At 72.3% G+C, this 14,275-nt stretch carries 11 protein-coding genes and 1 pseudogene; 7 read left to right on the top strand and 5 right to left on the bottom strand.

Going from position 1 to position 14,275, the window contains the following annotated elements; genetic code table 11:
• The first annotated feature begins 535 nt into the window (after positions 1 to 535).
• Positions 536 to 2,920 carry a phosphoketolase family protein gene (locus ACWDBB_RS23920; RefSeq protein ID WP_449791549.1) on the top strand — a complete coding sequence of 795 codons (2,385 nt, stop codon included), beginning with the start codon at positions 536 to 538 and terminating at the stop codon, positions 2,918 to 2,920.
• 481 nt (positions 2,921 to 3,401) lie between these two features.
• On the opposite strand, the gene ACWDBB_RS23915 is transcribed toward ACWDBB_RS23920, so the two are convergent.
• The gene (locus ACWDBB_RS23915; RefSeq protein WP_449791548.1) at positions 3,402 to 3,734 is read right to left on the bottom strand and encodes a hypothetical protein; all 333 of its coding nucleotides are present in this window, start codon (positions 3,732 to 3,734) and stop codon (positions 3,402 to 3,404) included.
• Positions 3,731 to 4,228 (bottom strand): DUF6232 family protein, encoded by a 498-nt coding sequence (locus ACWDBB_RS23910; RefSeq protein WP_449791547.1) that lies wholly within the window; start codon positions 4,226 to 4,228, stop codon positions 3,731 to 3,733. Before ACWDBB_RS23910 ends, ACWDBB_RS23915 begins: the two co-directional genes overlap by 4 nt.
• 452 nt (positions 4,229 to 4,680) lie before the next feature.
• On the opposite strand from ACWDBB_RS23910, the pseudogene ACWDBB_RS23905 reads away from it, so the two are divergent.
• From ACWDBB_RS23905 to ACWDBB_RS23885, 5 genes and pseudogenes are all read left to right on the top strand, one after another.
• Positions 4,681 to 4,871: pseudogene (locus tag ACWDBB_RS23905) on the top strand (Asp-tRNA(Asn)/Glu-tRNA(Gln) amidotransferase GatCAB subunit A); the annotation flags it as partial.
• A 550-nt stretch (positions 4,872 to 5,421) separates the two neighbouring features.
• Positions 5,422 to 6,489: an ABC transporter ATP-binding protein gene (locus ACWDBB_RS23900; protein WP_449791546.1), complete on the top strand. Its 1,068-nt coding sequence runs from the start codon at positions 5,422 to 5,424 to the stop codon at positions 6,487 to 6,489.
• Between the two features lie 51 nt (positions 6,490 to 6,540).
• A complete protein-coding gene (locus tag ACWDBB_RS23895; RefSeq protein WP_449791545.1) occupies positions 6,541 to 7,746 on the top strand; it encodes an ABC transporter substrate-binding protein in 1,206 nt (401 codons plus the stop codon).
• A gap of 3 nt (positions 7,747 to 7,749) precedes the next feature.
• Positions 7,750 to 8,646 (top strand): ABC transporter permease, encoded by an 897-nt coding sequence (locus tag ACWDBB_RS23890; protein WP_449791544.1) that lies wholly within the window; start codon positions 7,750 to 7,752, stop codon positions 8,644 to 8,646.
• Between the two features lie 15 nt (positions 8,647 to 8,661).
• The gene (locus ACWDBB_RS23885; RefSeq protein ID WP_449791543.1) at positions 8,662 to 9,489 is read left to right on the top strand and encodes an ABC transporter permease; all 828 of its coding nucleotides are present in this window, start codon (positions 8,662 to 8,664) and stop codon (positions 9,487 to 9,489) included.
• Between the two features lie 101 nt (positions 9,490 to 9,590).
• Here the strand turns inward: ACWDBB_RS23885 and ACWDBB_RS23880 are convergent, their stop codons facing one another.
• The 3 genes from ACWDBB_RS23880 to ACWDBB_RS23870 all read right to left on the bottom strand — a co-directional run bounded on the left by ACWDBB_RS23880 (position 9,591) and on the right by ACWDBB_RS23870 (position 13,433).
• Positions 9,591 to 10,019: a hypothetical protein gene (locus ACWDBB_RS23880; RefSeq protein WP_449791542.1), complete on the bottom strand. Its 429-nt coding sequence runs from the start codon at positions 10,017 to 10,019 to the stop codon at positions 9,591 to 9,593.
• A 10-nt stretch (positions 10,020 to 10,029) separates the two neighbouring features.
• A complete protein-coding gene (locus ACWDBB_RS23875; RefSeq protein ID WP_449791541.1) occupies positions 10,030 to 11,517 on the bottom strand; it encodes a hypothetical protein in 1,488 nt (495 codons plus the stop codon).
• A 221-nt stretch (positions 11,518 to 11,738) separates the two neighbouring features.
• A complete protein-coding gene (locus ACWDBB_RS23870; RefSeq protein ID WP_449791540.1) occupies positions 11,739 to 13,433 on the bottom strand; it encodes an immunity 49 family protein in 1,695 nt (564 codons plus the stop codon).
• A 177-nt stretch (positions 13,434 to 13,610) separates the two neighbouring features.
• Between ACWDBB_RS23870 and ACWDBB_RS23865 the strand changes: the two genes are divergently transcribed.
• On the top strand, positions 13,611 to 14,275 hold a 665-nt coding region (locus tag ACWDBB_RS23865; RefSeq protein ID WP_449791539.1), incomplete at its 3' end, for a hypothetical protein.

Genomic DNA, 14,275 nt, shown 5'->3' with positions numbered 1-14,275 from the left:
GATGTACGGGAGCCGGCGCACCCAGCGCCGGCGGGAGTCCCCGAGCAGCGGGGTGTGGTCGCCCGCGATGACCACCACCTGCCGCGTCTGCGCGGCAGACGCGCCGAGAGCGACCCGGTCACCGCGTACACCCGGCAGGGCGAGCTGTTCACGCCCTTCTTCGAGGGCTCGCGCGAGTACTTCCCCAAGCCCTACGCGCCGTTCACCCGCGAGGACCTGATCACGCCGCTGGACCGCTTCTCCCTGCGGGACCGCGCCTGCTCCGGCGATCTCCGTCCAGTGAGTCGCCGGCCCGCGGCGGAAGCGGGACCTCCACGCTGGGCCGGCAGTCCCCTTCCGGGCCTTATGTCCCGGTGGCGGGTGGCGGGCCGGGGCCGTTCGGGTGAGGCCCGGGGCGGACAGGGACCACCGGCCCGTTCCCCCTCGCAGAATGTGGCCTGTTCGGCCCTGCGGAGGATCCGGCCGCGGGGCGACGATGAATGCCGGCCGCCCGCGGCGGTCGGTGAAGCCGGCAGACTCCGAGGAGAGCACAGCCATGTCCGTCACCCCCAGTTCGGCTCCCGGCGGACCGTCCGACGAGGAGGTCCGGGCGCTCGACGCGCACTGGCGGGCCGCCAACTACCTCGCGGCGGGCCAGATCTACCTGATGGCGAACCCGTTGCTGCGCGAGCCGCTGCGCCCCGAACACATCAAACCCCGGCTGCTCGGCCACTGGGGCACCTCGCCGGGCCTGAACCTGGTCCACACCCACCTCAACCGGGTGATCAAGGCCCGGGACCTCGACGCGGTCTGTGTCTGGGGGCCCGGTCACGGCGGCCCCGCCGTCCTGGCCGGCTCCTGGCTGGACGGCAGCTACACCGACACCTACCCGGACGTCACCCGCGACGCCGACGGCATGGCGAAGCTGTTCCGGCAGTTCTCCTTCCCCGGCGGAGTGCCGAGCCATGTCGCACCGGAGACGCCGGGATCCATCCACGAGGGCGGCGAGCTCGGCTACGCGCTCTCGCACGCCTACGGTGCTGCCCTTGACAACCCCGGGCTGCTGGTCGCCTGTGTGATCGGCGACGGCGAGGCGGAGACCGGTCCGCTGGCGGCCTCCTGGCACGGCAACAAGTTCCTCGACCCGGTCCACGACGGCGCCGTGCTGCCGGTCCTGCACCTCAACGGATACAAGATCGCCAACCCGACGGTGCTCGCCCGGCTGCCGGAGGCCGAGCTGGACGCGCTGCTGCGCGGCTACGGCCACGACCCGCTGTACGTCACCGGCGAGGACCCCATGGCCGTCCACCGCGCCATGGCCGACGCCATGGACACCGCCCTCGACCGGATCGCCGCCATCCAGCGTGCCGCGCGTGCCGACGGGGCCACCGAGCGCCGGGCCTGGCCGGTGATCGTGCTGCGCACCCCCAAGGGCTGGACCGGGCCGAACGAGGTGGACGGCGTGCCGGTGGAAGGCACCTGGCGCGCCCACCAGGTGCCGCTCGACCAGGTCCGCGACAACCCCGCACACCTCGCCCAACTGGAGGACTGGCTGCGCTCCTACCGTCCGGAGGAACTGTTCGACGAGCATGGTCGGCCGACCGCGCAGGTACTCGACCGCGTTCCCGCGGGCCGCCGCCGACTCGGCGCGAACCCGCACGCCAACGGAGGCCTGCTGCTGCGTGAACTGCCGATGCCGCCGCTGGAGCGGTACGCCGTACCCGTGGACAAGCCCGGTGCGACGCTGCACGAGCCCACCCGGGTCCTGGGCGACCTGCTGGCCCAAGTGATGGCGGACACCGCCGAGCGCCGTGACTTCCGCCTGGTCGGCCCGGACGAGACCGCCTCCAACCGCCTCCAGGCCGTCTACACCGCCACGGGCAAGGCCTGGCAGGCCGACACCCTGCCCGTCGACGAACACCTCGCCCACGACGGCCGGGTGATGGAGATCCTCTCCGAACACACCTGTCAGGGCTGGCTGGAGGGATACCTCCTCACCGGCCGACACGGCCTGTTCTCCTGCTACGAGGCCTTCGTCCACATCGTCGACTCCATGGTCAACCAGCACATCAAGTGGCTGCGCACCACCCGCGCCCTGCCCTGGCGCGCCCCCATCGCCTCGCTCAACTACCTGCTCACCTCGCACGTCTGGCGCCAGGACCACAACGGCTTCTCCCACCAGGACCCCGGCTTCGTCGACCACGTCCTCAACAAGAGCCCCGAAGCCGTGCGGGTCTACTTCCCGCCGGACGCCAACACCCTGCTCGCCACCGCCGACCACGTGCTGCGCAGCCGCGACTACGTCAACGTCGTGGTCGCCGGAAAGCAGCCCAGCTTCGACTGGCTCACCCTCGACCAGGCCCGCGCCCACTGCGCCCGCGGTGCCGGGATCTGGGAATGGGCCGGCACCGACGACAGCACCCGCGAGCCCGACGCCGTCCTGGCCTGCGCCGGTGACGTGCCCACCCAGGAGGTCCTGGCCGCCGCCGACCTGCTCCGCCGGCACCTGCCCGACCTTCGTGTCCGGGTGGTCAACGTGGTCGACCTGGCCCGGCTGATGCCCGCGGAGGAGCACCCGCACGGGATGCCGGACTCCGAGTTCGACGCCCTGTTCACCCGCGACCGGCCGGTGATCTTCGCGTACCACGGCTACCCGTGGCTGATCCACCGCCTCGCCTACCGCCGGGCCGTCCACCCGTGCCTGCACGTGCGCGGCTACAAGGAGTCCGGCACCACCACCACGCCGTTCGACATGGTCGTCCGCAACGACCTCGACCGCTACCGCCTCGTCATGGACGTCATCGACCGTACCCCCGGCCTGGCCGTGCGCGCCGCCGCCCTGCGCCAGGAGATGGCCGACCGGCGCACCCGCCACCACGACTGGATCCGCGAGCACGGCACCGACCTGCCCGAGGTCACCGACTGGACCTGGCAGGGCTGACCCAAAACCAGGGGGCCGAACGTCAGGAGACCAGCACCATGGAGCTACCCGTTCGGAGCCGTCGGAATCGACGGCTCCGAAGCCGGCCCCTGACCGCTGCCGACCGGGCCGCCCGCGAGGCGCTGCTGCGCGGCTGCCCGCTGCGCGTTCTGCACGCGCTGCCACTGATGCCTCATCTGCTCCCCAGTCGGTCGGCAGGACGGCGACCCGGCCCAGGCGACCTGCTGCACGAGGTCCGCCACATCCTGGCGGTGCGCTACCCGCAGCCGGAGACCCGCACCGACGGGGTTCACTCGGGGCACCCCGCCGCCCGTCCGCGGTGCCGGGCCCGTGCTGCCGCCGCGCCCGCCGAGGCGTGCAGTGCTCACCCGGTCACCGCGCCCATGACGCCTGTGCCTGCCCCGAGCACGGTCAAGGCGTGGCCCAGGCGTACCCGGGACACGCCCATCGCTTCAACTCGCACAGCCGCCGATCAGCCGCCTCAGCCCGCCAGCAGCGCCCTCGCGGCCGCGATCACCGGCACGCCCACCTCGCCGACCAGCGCCGCGATTCCGGAGATGCGCTGCACCAGGCCACGCCGGCGCTCCGCAGACGTCTCCTCGGCGATCGAGCCGGCCGCCGTGTCCACCTCGGCCCGGTCGTTCTCGTCCAGGTGCGGGCGTAGTTTCTCGATCTCCCGCAGGAGGGCCTCCACTGCGGGTCCTCCTGCGGTCGCGCCGACGGTCTTGCCGCCGGCCACGATGTCACCGGAACCGGTGTGCTCGGCCTTGCCGATGCTGCCCGAGCCGTACTGCTGGATGTGGTCGCCGCTCATGATCCTCCGATGTTCCCGCTGCCGCTGTGCTGGGCCTTGCCGATGCTGCCGTCGCCGTACTGGTGGATGACGTCCCCCTGCACCGCGTGGGCCACGTTGATGACTGTCTGTGCGACGTCGGGATTGCCGATCGCCTTGGTGATCTCGTAGATCAACTGCTGGATCTCCTCCTGCCGCGTGGACCAGACGGCCTCACGCTGGGTGCCGGAGGTATTGAGGACCAGTCCGTACACCGGGGGCTTCTGCAGGGCCGAGACCAGTCTCCAGACCAGAAGTGCCTCGACGGCGAGGAAGACGATCGTTCCCACGGTGCCGGCGAAAGAGGCGAATATGCCGCCCAGAATGAACCAGCCGATGCTCTGGAGGATGAACTTCCTCCACGCGGCACCCTTGTCGACGGTCAGTCGTCTCTGGCCGACATGGGAGATGTTGCGCAGCGGATAGGCCTCGCCACCTACCCACAACACGCCTTCATTGATTGTTACTTGGGCCACCAAGGGACCCTCCTGCCCACTCCCGGACGATGAGGTGTGGAGCATAGCGAAGCCGATGGCGGACACGAGGGGGAAATCACACTTTCCGCCCGTCACTTTCGAGTGACCGTCGTGGCGACAAGCCGAGCTCGAGCGAGATCCAGTGGCAAAGAGGAGGATCGACCGTCACGGGGGCACGTGTTGCACCCGCTGCCCGGTCCACCGGCTGCGGCGATCAAGATGCTCAAGCGCCAGATGTTCGGCCGGGCCTGCCTGGCACGCATCCCCTACGCGCCCACCCGAAGCCACTCCTTCGGGGAGGAGGGGCACGAGTTCCGTCTCGGCCCCGCCTCACCGCAGGGCAGGCGGACGCCTTCGAGGCCGAGCGCGACGTGGAACTTCCGCGGCCCTATCGGGACTTCCTCACCAACATGGGCGGCAGCGGCGCGTCTCCGTACTACGGACTGATCCCCGTCGAGACGGTCTCCGACGCCTGTGCACGCCTCAACGCCCCCGCCAACATCACCGGAGTCCCCGCCTTCACCGTCCCCGCCGGCCTGCCGATCGGCCTCCAGCTCCTCGCCCGCCCGCTCGCCGAACCCTCCTGCGCGTCGCCCACGCCCACGAACGGACCCGGCCGACCACCCGCCTCCCCGCCCCCTGAACCACCGGCGGCGGAAACCGGCTGTCCGCCCACTCAAAAGGACGGACTGCCGGAGAGGCCGGGCAGTACGCGGTCGACCTCGATCGTGTCCGCGGCCGGTCGCGGTGCGCACAGCCCGCCGTGCCCGTGTTCACCGGCCCCGTGGTCGGTCTCCGGATCCCTGCGCACGGCAGTGCTCCCCCGCGCCGAGGCGCGGTTCCGGAGGACCCGGTAGTCGTCGGCGCCCAGCCACGTACGGGTGACACGTGCCCGGTTCCCGAGATGTCGAGGGCTGGTACCCGGCACTCTGCTGATGTCCGGTTCGTGGGCGGAGGGCGGCAGAAGTGGTCTTGGACCCGCATCGTCGGCTGGAACTTCGGTGCTTCCGCGGGCTGCACGAGTCCGGCGCTACGCGCGTGTCGGAGTTCTCGAAGGAGACCGGTCCCGATCGCCGTACGACCCGCGGGCGTTCGTGGCCGGACCGAGTGAACGCTCCCGGGTTTCCGAGGGCCGGGCCGCACGGCCCGCTCTCCGGACAGGGCAGGCGACGCCGAGCAGAGGGCCGCACGACATGACGAACGACGACCGACCGCCGCGACCGGCGCCCGCCGCCCCTGCGGCGGTCCGGCTCGAAAGGCTGACGAAGACCTTCGACGACGGCGTCCGTGCGGTCGACGGCGTGGACCTGGAGGTCGGCGAGGGCGAGTTCTTCGCAGTCCTCGGCCCGTCGGGGTCCGGGAAGACCACGGTGCTGCGCATGATCGCGGGCTTCGAGGCCCCCACCTCCGGCCGGATCCTGCTGGGTGGGACCGATGTCACCCGCCTGCCGCCGTTCGACCGGGACGTCAACACCGTGTTCCAGGACTACGCGCTCTTCCCGCACATGACCGTCGCGCAGAACGTGGGCTACGGCTTGATGGTCCGCCGGGTGCCCAGGGCCGAGCGGGCCCGGCGGGTGCGTGCCGCGCTCGCCAGGGTCCGGCTCGAAGGCTTCGAGCCGCGCCGGCCCTCCCAGCTCTCCGGCGGGCAGCGCCAGCGGGTGGCGTTGGCCAGAGCGCTGGTCAACCGCCCGAAGGTGCTGCTGCTCGACGAACCGTTCGGCGCCCTCGACCTGCAGCTCCGGCACGACGTGCAACTGGAACTCAAACAACTCCAGCGCGAGGTCGGGATCACCTTCCTCCTCGTCACCCACGACCAGGAGGAGGCCCTGACGATGAGCGACCGCCTCGCGGTGGTCAACGCGGGAAGGATCGAGCAGGTCGGGTCGCCGGCCGAGGTGTACGAGCGTCCCGCCACGGCCTTCGTCGCCGGCTTCGTCGGCAGCTCCAACCTCCTGGACGGCCCGGTGGCCGAACAGCTCGTGGGGGAGTCCGGGCCCTTCAGCATCCGACCGGAGAAGATCCGCCTGACGCACCCGGACGACCCCGCCGCCCCCGACGAGCTGTCGACGAGCGGGCGCGTGGCCGAGGTCGTCTACGCGGGCGGCCACACCAGATTCCTGATCGACCTGGAGGCCGGCGGCCGGCTGACCGCCGTACGGCAGAACGCCGAGGACGGCGCGGCCGACGTCCTGCGTCACAGCGGCACCGACGTCGTAGTGGCCTGGCAGCGCAAGCACCTGGTCCGCGTCGGCGAGTAGCCCGCCGAGAACCGCTTCCCCACCCTCCCCCCCGAAGATCGGACCTCGCGCATGCCCCTCCCCGCCCCGAAACGCGCCTTCGCCCACACGGTGACCGCGGTCGCAGCCGCTCTCCTCCTGATCGCAGGATGCGCCGGCACCACCGGAACGACCTCCGCCCAGGGCCCGAACCCACCCGAACTGCCCGCGCTGCGATCCCTCGGCGCCGGCGAGGGCCAGGTGAACCTGATCGCCTGGGCCGGTTACGCCGAAGACGGTTCGGACGACCACGACGTCGACTGGGTCCACCCCTTCGAGCAGCAGACCGGCTGCAAGGTCCACACGAAGATCGCCGGTACCTCGGACGAGATGGTCTCCCTGATGAAGACCGGCCAGTACGACACCGTCTCGGCGTCCGGCGACGCGACGCTCCGGCTGATCGCGGCCGGCGACGTCGCGCCCGTCAACACCAGCCTGGTGCCCAACTACGCGGACGTCTTCGAGGGCCTGAAGAACCAGCCGTGGAACTCCGTGAACGGCCGGATGTACGGCATCCCGCACGGCCGCGGCGCCAACCTGCTGATGTACCGGACCGACAAGGTCTCACCGGCACCGGACTCGTGGCGCGCGGTCTTCGAGGACGCCCCGGCCCACGCCGGGCACGTCACCGCCTACGACTCCCCGATCTCCATCGCCGACGCGGCGCTGTACCTCATGGCGACCGAACCGGACCTGGGCATCAAGAACCCCTACGCCCTGGACGACGCCCAACTCAAGGCCGCCGTCGACCTGTTGAAGGCCCAGCACAAGTCGGTCGGCGAGTACTGGAGCGACTACCAGAAGGCCGAGAACTCCTTCAAGACCGGCGACACGGTGATCGGAACCACCTGGCAGGTGATCGCCAACATGGCACAGGCCGACCAGGCACCCGTCCGGGCGGTGCTCCCCAAGGAAGGCGCGACCGGCTGGTCCGACACGTGGATGGTGTCGGCGAAGGCCGCACACCCCAACTGCGCCTACCGGTGGATGGACTGGATCGTCTCGCCGAAGGCCAACGCCCAGGTCGCCGAATGGTTCGGTGAGGCCCCCGCCAATGCCAAGGCCTGCGACCACACGTCCGACAAGGCCTTCTGCACCGTCTTCCACGCCACCGACGACGCGTACTGGAAGAACGTCCACTCCTGGACCACACCCGTCAAGAACTGCCTGGACGGCCGCGGGGCGTCCTGCACCGACTACGCGGCCTGGACCGCCGCCTGGACCGAGATCAAGGGCTGACCGGTGGCGAACGACGTGACCGCCCCGCCACCGCGGCGGAGCGGCCTGCGGCGGACGGCCTCCGTCCTGCACCGGCACGCCGGGCTGCGCCTGACACTGCTGCTGGCGGCGCCGATGGCCTGGCTGGTGCTCGCCTACCTCGGCTCGATGGCCGTCCTGCTCCTCTCGGCCTTCTGGACGGTCGACGGCTTCACCTACAACGTCGTCCGGGTCTGGGACACCACCAACTTCACCACCGTCCTCACCGACCCGGTCTACCGCACCATCGCACTGCGCACGCTCGCCATCGCCGCCGCGGTCACGGTGATCGACACCGCGGTGGCGTTCCCCATGGCCTTCGCCATGGCCCTGGTCGTCCGGCCGCGCACCCGCAGGCTCCTGGTGGTGGCCGTGCTGACCCCGCTCTGGGCCGGCTACCTGGTCAAGGCGTACGCCTGGCGGGTCGTCTTCAGCCGGGGCGGCATCCTCGACTGGCTCGGCAGCCCCTTCGGTCTGACCAGCCCGGGATACGGCACGGCGGCGATCGTCGTCGTCCTCGCCTACCTGTGGCTGCCCTACATGATCCTTCCGATCCTCGCCGGCCTGGAGAACCTGCCTCCCGGCCTCCTCGACGCCTCGGCCGACCTCGGCGCCTCCGCCGGGAGGACCTTCCGCTCGGTGGTCCTCCCACTGGTCAAGCCCTCGGTGCTCGCCGGATCCGCCCTCACCTTCTCCCTGAGCCTGGGGGACTACATCGCCGTGCGGATCGTCGGCGGCAGGACCCAGATGCTGGGCACGACGATCGCCGACAACGTCACGCTCAACCTGCCGTTGGCCGCCGCCCTGTCCTTCTTACCGGTGGCGGTCATCGTCGGCTACCTGCTCGCCGTGCGCCGCTCGGGCGCCCTGGACTCGCTGTGAGGGAACCGGACGGCCGTGAACCTCTCCCGCCGCACCCGGATCGTGCTGCGCGCGGCCATGATCGGCGGCCTCGCCGTCATCTACCTGCCGCTGCTGCTGGTCCTCCTCAACTCGCTCAACCGAGACCGCTCCTTCGCCTGGCCCCCGACCGGAATCACCACCGAGTGGTGGGTGCGCGCCTGGCAGTCCGACGGCGTCCGAGACGCACTCGTCGCCTCACTGCAGGCGGGAGCCGGGGCCACCCTGGTGGCACTGGTCCTGGGAACCATGACCGCCCTCGCCGTCCAGCGGTACCGGTTCTTCGGCCGGCGAGCGGTCTCCTTCCTCGTGATCCTCCCGATCGCGCTGCCCGGCATCGTCACCGGCATCGCCCTCAACGCCGCCTTCCGTACGGTGCTCGGTCCGGCCGGCATCGGGTTCGGCATGCTCACCGTCGTCATCGGGCACGCCACCTTCTGCATCGTCGTCGTCTTCAACAACGTCGTCGCCAGGCTGCGCCGGACCTCGCCCTCGGCCGAGGAGGCCTCGGCCGACCTGGGTGCGCACCCCTTCCAGACCTTCCGTCACGTCACCTTCCCGGCCCTGCGGCCCGCACTCCTGGCGGGCGGACTCCTGGCCTTCGCGCTCTCCTTCGACGAGATCGTGGTGACCACGTTCACCGCCGGACCAAGCCTCCAGACCCTGCCTGTCTGGATCTCCGCGAACCTGGCCCGGCCCAACCAGGCCCCGGTCGTCAACGTCGTGGCCGCCGTCCTGGTGCTGATCTCCGTCGTCCCGATCCACCTGGCCCAGCGGCTGTCCGCCGACGGACCCACCGCTGCGCCTTCCCCGCAGTCCCCGTGACCGCCGGCGACACACCGAGCAGGGCACCGCGTCACCACGGGGCCGCACACGCTCCCCGGCGCCCACCCGCCGACCTTCCGCCCGGGGCCACGGGCGGCGCGTCACGAGGCGAGTGTTCGGGCCAGCCGGGAGGCCTCCGCCCGCACGCGGCGGGGTGCGGTCGAGACCGTGAGGGCGTCGAGGGCGGGCAGAGCGGTCCGGATGCCGTCCGCCGCCGCGCATTCGGCGGCCAGCGCGAGGGCGTCCGCCAGTCCGCGCACGCCCGGTTCCTCGGCGGCGAGCACGGAGATCAGGGCAGCGAGCACCTCCCAGACCGGCCGGCCCGCACCGCTGCGCGCGGCGTCGGCCAGGACGGGCAGGAACCGGTTCGGCTTGGCCGCCGTCAGCCGCCACAGCGCCGCGATCCACCCACCGAGCACCTCGGGACGCAACCGCCCGCGCGCGTTCAGGACCAGCAGGGCGTCCAGCACCACGGTGCGGTTCTCCGCACGGGCGGCCGTCAGCCCGTACCCGAGCGCCAGGTGGTACACCGCCGCGGGCTCACCCGCGACCTCGGCGAGCCGGGGCAGCCAGGCCCGGGTCCGGCACCCGGTCGGCCATCAGGCCCGCCAGCCGCTCGGCGAGGTCGAGCGGGCCGGCGGGTGCGGCGGGCAGCGCGACCTGGCCCACCAACGGTTCGGCGGCGTGCGGTTCGGCGGCTCTCGCCACCCCCGGGGCCTGGACGGCCAGCAGACGGTGGGACTCGGGCCGGAGGGCCGGGCCGAGGGCGGCGGCGGCGCTGCGCACGGCCTCGGCGGTGGCCGGGGCGACGCCGGGCAGGTGTTGGGCGGCGAGATGCAGGGCGCGCTCCTGGACGGCATGAGCCGGGTGGGCGAAGGCCACGCCGACGGCGGGCAGCAGGCCGTCCGCCGCGGCGGGGTCGCGGCGCAGGGCGGCGGCGGCGCGGCTCAGCTGGGTGGTGGCGAGGGTCTTCTCCGGGCGGGCCAGGACGGCGGCCGTCAACTCGGTGAACACCTCGGCGGAGAGCCGGTCGTCCACGGGCACCAGCCCCGCCTGGGCGGCCTTGGCGGCGGTCGGTGCGCCGTCGGCGGCCAGCCGGACGTGATCGCCGGCCCGGGCGAGGACCTCCTCGGGGTCGAGCGCCAGCGCGGCGTACAGCCGGAGGAAACCTCGCAGGTTGCCGGGCCGGTCGCCGCGCAGGAGCTTTCCGAGGCAGAGGTCGATCAGCTCGGCGCGGTCGAGCACGCCCTCGCCCGCCAGGGCGGTGAGCACCTTGGGCCACTCGTTGTCCGGCCCGAAGCGGGCGGCGTGGGGATCGGTGAACACGGTTCCCACGTCCGGGACTTCGAACAGACGGCGGACGAACTCGGCCAGCCTGGGCTGGGCACGCAGCCAGGAGAGCAGGGTGTCGTGGTGCGGCACCGGCTCGCGCAGGCCCCGCATGGCGAACCACTCGCCGATCTCGCGGTGGTACGGGTAGCGGATCGAGTCACCCTCGCGCAACCAGCCGATCACATAGCCGTCGGTGACGGGGACTTCGGCGCCCGACCAGACGGCGAGGCCGTGGGCGATCAGCCACCGGTCGTGGCGGCCCCGCGCGGGCAGCCACTCGGCGAGCCGGACCGCGAGTTCACGGTGGAACGCCTGGTCCCGGTGCGGTGAGAGCAGGGCCGTCAGCAGGACGTGGTGGTCCGGGTTGGTGGAACCGCCGCCGGGCAGGGGCCAGGTGATGTCGAGGAGCGGGCGGGCCGTCAGCCAGTCGAGGGCCTGGGCGGCAGTGGCGGAGGAGTGGATCCCGGCGAACTGGAGCGCGGCGAGCTGATCGTAGGCGGCGGAGTACCGGGTCGTGTCGCCCGAGGAGAGCTCGCGCGAGAGCTCGGCGCGGAGCCTGCGCAGCGGAGCGCGCAGATGGCCCAGCTCGGCGGCGGGCACGGGGGAGAGCCGTTCGATCACCCCCTGCGGAACCCGTGCGGCGATGAGTGCGCGCATCTCCTCCCAGCTGATCGTCCCGCTCTCGGGATCCGTCACGATGCCCCCTCCACCAGGTCTGATCGACGTTCGTGAACATAGCGCTCACCCCTGACAGCCGTGCGGCCGTGCGGCCGGGCTGCCAGGGGCGTGACCGGCGCTCCGGGGCCACCAGCCGGAACCGCCCGGCCGACCACCCCGCTCTCCCGTTCCTCACGGCCGATGGCGTTCCTCGCGGCCGACGGCCGGGTGCGGTCGACACCTGTCGGACCGTCGGGCGGTCAGAGTGCGGCCTTCGGCTCCCGAACATCCCCTCCGGCGCGCCCGGCCGCCCGGAGCAGGCGCGGCGGGAGGTAGGGCGACCGGACGTGGACGGCCCAGCCGCGGCTGCGGCGGGCGTGGCAGGCGAGGCCGAGGACCTCGAGGCTGAGCGCGGCACCCGTGTGGGTGGCACGGTCGGCGACGGAGTGGTGGTCGCGGTGGGCTTCCAGGGCGTCCAGCAGGGCGAGGTTGAAGCTGGTCTCGTCGCCCCGGACCAGCTGTGAGAAGAGGACGACCGGAGGCGGGAGGAAGCCGTGGCCCCGGGTTCGTTCCAGCTCCTCCAGGGCCCGTTCGGTGGCCGGGAGCGGGTCGGCTCCGCGCAGGTGGTCGTGCAGGGCGGTGCGGTACGAGGCGAACGGGTAGCGGTCCTCGGCGGCGATCGCCGGACCGGCCAGCACGAGGGGTTCGAGGTCCTCGGAGCTGCCGGTGATCAGGATGAAGGACAGGGCCGTCTCCCAGAAGGTCGGCCCGAAGTCCCTGTCCCGGCGGGCGGGGAAGCGCAGCATCCGCCCTTCGATCGTCACCTCGGCCTCGGTGCCCGGTTCGGCGAGGGCGACCCGGAACACGGCGGCCCCCAGCTGGGAGCCGAGCCGCAGGTTGGCGAGCAGGGCATCGGTGGCGTCGGCGGACTCCGAGGCGCGCGCCGACAGGAGGCGGCTCTGGTAGCGCAGGGCACCCGTGAGCTCCCACGCGTCCAGCGGCTCGCCCTCCTTCGGCGTGATGGCCTCCAGGGTGCGTCGCTCGAACCGCGCCGCGCCGTCCGGGCTGAGCGGCCGGGCCGGGAACGGCCGGTCGAGGACGACGGGCCCGGCGGCGAGCCGGGCCACGGCGTCGGGGCGCGGGTCGCGGCCCAGGGCGCGGACGCGCGGGCCGGGGGTCTCGAAGCCGGTGACCAGGGCGTGGGGGAGGTAGTCGGTGTCGACCGCCGGGGTCCAGCCGTGGGTGCGGTACGCGAGGGCGGCGAGGGCGATCGGGACGAGCGGCAGGAGGCTCGCGGGCCCGGAGCCGTGCGGGCCGTTCTGGACGAGCGTGAGGAGGGCGGCGTCGAAGGCGTCGCGGTCCCCGTCGGTCAGGGCGCGCAGCGCGCGCAGACCTGGCTGTGGTTCGGTGGACGCGGCGGGGAGGCCGGCCTCCCCGAAGAAGTGCGCGACGAAGCCGTCGACGAGCTCGAGGTCGGGGGTGACCGGCTCGTCCGGCATCAACTGCCGTGCCCAGCCGAAGGCCTCGCCGTGGACGGAGACCTTGTCGGCGACGATCGCCAGGCAGAAGGCGTCGAGCCACTCCCGGGCGGTGACCCGGTGGCGGGGGTCGCGCTCCTGCCCGTACTCCGGGTCGTACCCCATCCCGAAGTTCGGGTAGTCGAGGAAGACGCTGAAGCGGTCGTGCGGGTAGTAGGCGGCGAAGGAGACGGCGCCGGCGGCGGCCTCTGCGGCGTCCGCGAGGACGGCCCTGGCCTCGGCGGAGTCCAGGCCGGGCCGGGTGGTGGAGAGCGCTCCGAGGTAGTCGAGGAAGGAGTCGGCGATCAGCTGCCACTCCGTCGTGGTCATCAGGCCGGCGCGGGAGTAGGAGTGGACCTGCCTGCCGATCCGGTTCACGAAGTCCTCGCAGGCCTGCGCCACCCGCTCCCCGTCCACCTGGTGACGTTCGATCCGCACGGTCCTGCCCCCTTGATCGTCGACTTGGACCCAGAGTAGGCAGCGGGTCGGACATCACGGTCCGCTGGGTCCCGCGGCAGACCGTCCCCGTTCCCGCAGGTCTGGTCACGGGGGCGTGGGCCTGACAAGCTCTCAGGCGCCAACGTGCGGGAACGATCGGGAGGATCAAGGATGCGCATGCCCGGACTGAGACGGTTTCTGTCCCGCCGACTGGCGGTGGCCGCGCTGCTGCTGGGAGGTCTGACCCTGGCCGGTGCGCCGGTCGCGCAGGCGGCCGCGCAGACGGCCGGTGCGCAGGTCGCGCGGACGGCCGGGACGGTGAAGGCCGTGCGGACCGCGCCGCAGGCCGGCGGGACGACGACGATCTGTGGCTACACCCCGGTGCCCACCGGCTGGGTGATCGTCAGCGAGCAGTGGTCCGGCTGCAGCGGCTACGGGCTCTTCACCATCGCCGACGCCTCGGCCCTGACCTCGGTACAGGCCTGCTCGAACGGGCCGATACCCGCCGGCTGGGTGATCACGGCGATGCAGAGCGGCGCCGGCACCTGCGGGAGCTACCCGCTGTACTCGCTGCTGAAGGTCACCGACCAGACCGTCCTCCAGGACTGCGGGCAGTCCCCGATCCCGCCGGGCTGGGTGATCACGGCGATCCAGACCGTCTCCCCGGCCTGCGGCACCTACGGCACCTACACCCTCGTGCCGCTGGGCGACCGGACCTCCGTCCAGGCCTGCGGCAACTGGCCGGTTCCGGCGGGCTGGGTGATCACGGCGATGCAGAACGGAGCGGGCTGCGGGAGCTACCCGCTGTACTCGTTGCTGAAGGTCACGGACCAGACCACCCT

It is taken from the genome of Kitasatospora sp. NPDC001095, from assembly GCF_053598615.1.
Note: the sequence above shows the minus strand (reverse complement) of the source record. Positions and strands in the feature narration are given on the sequence as shown.

Coding starts and splice junctions, on each gene's coding strand:
- ACWDBB_RS23920 (WP_449791549.1), top strand. CDS start 536: ATGTCCGTCACCCCCAGTTCGGCTCCCGGCGGACCGTCCGACGAGGAG.
- ACWDBB_RS23895 (WP_449791545.1), top strand. CDS start 6,541: ATGCCCCTCCCCGCCCCGAAACGCGCCTTCGCCCACACGGTGACCGCG.
- ACWDBB_RS23915 (WP_449791548.1), bottom strand. CDS start 3,734: ATGAGCGGCGACCACATCCAGCAGTACGGCTCGGGCAGCATCGGCAAG.
- ACWDBB_RS23900 (WP_449791546.1), top strand. CDS start 5,422: ATGACGAACGACGACCGACCGCCGCGACCGGCGCCCGCCGCCCCTGCG.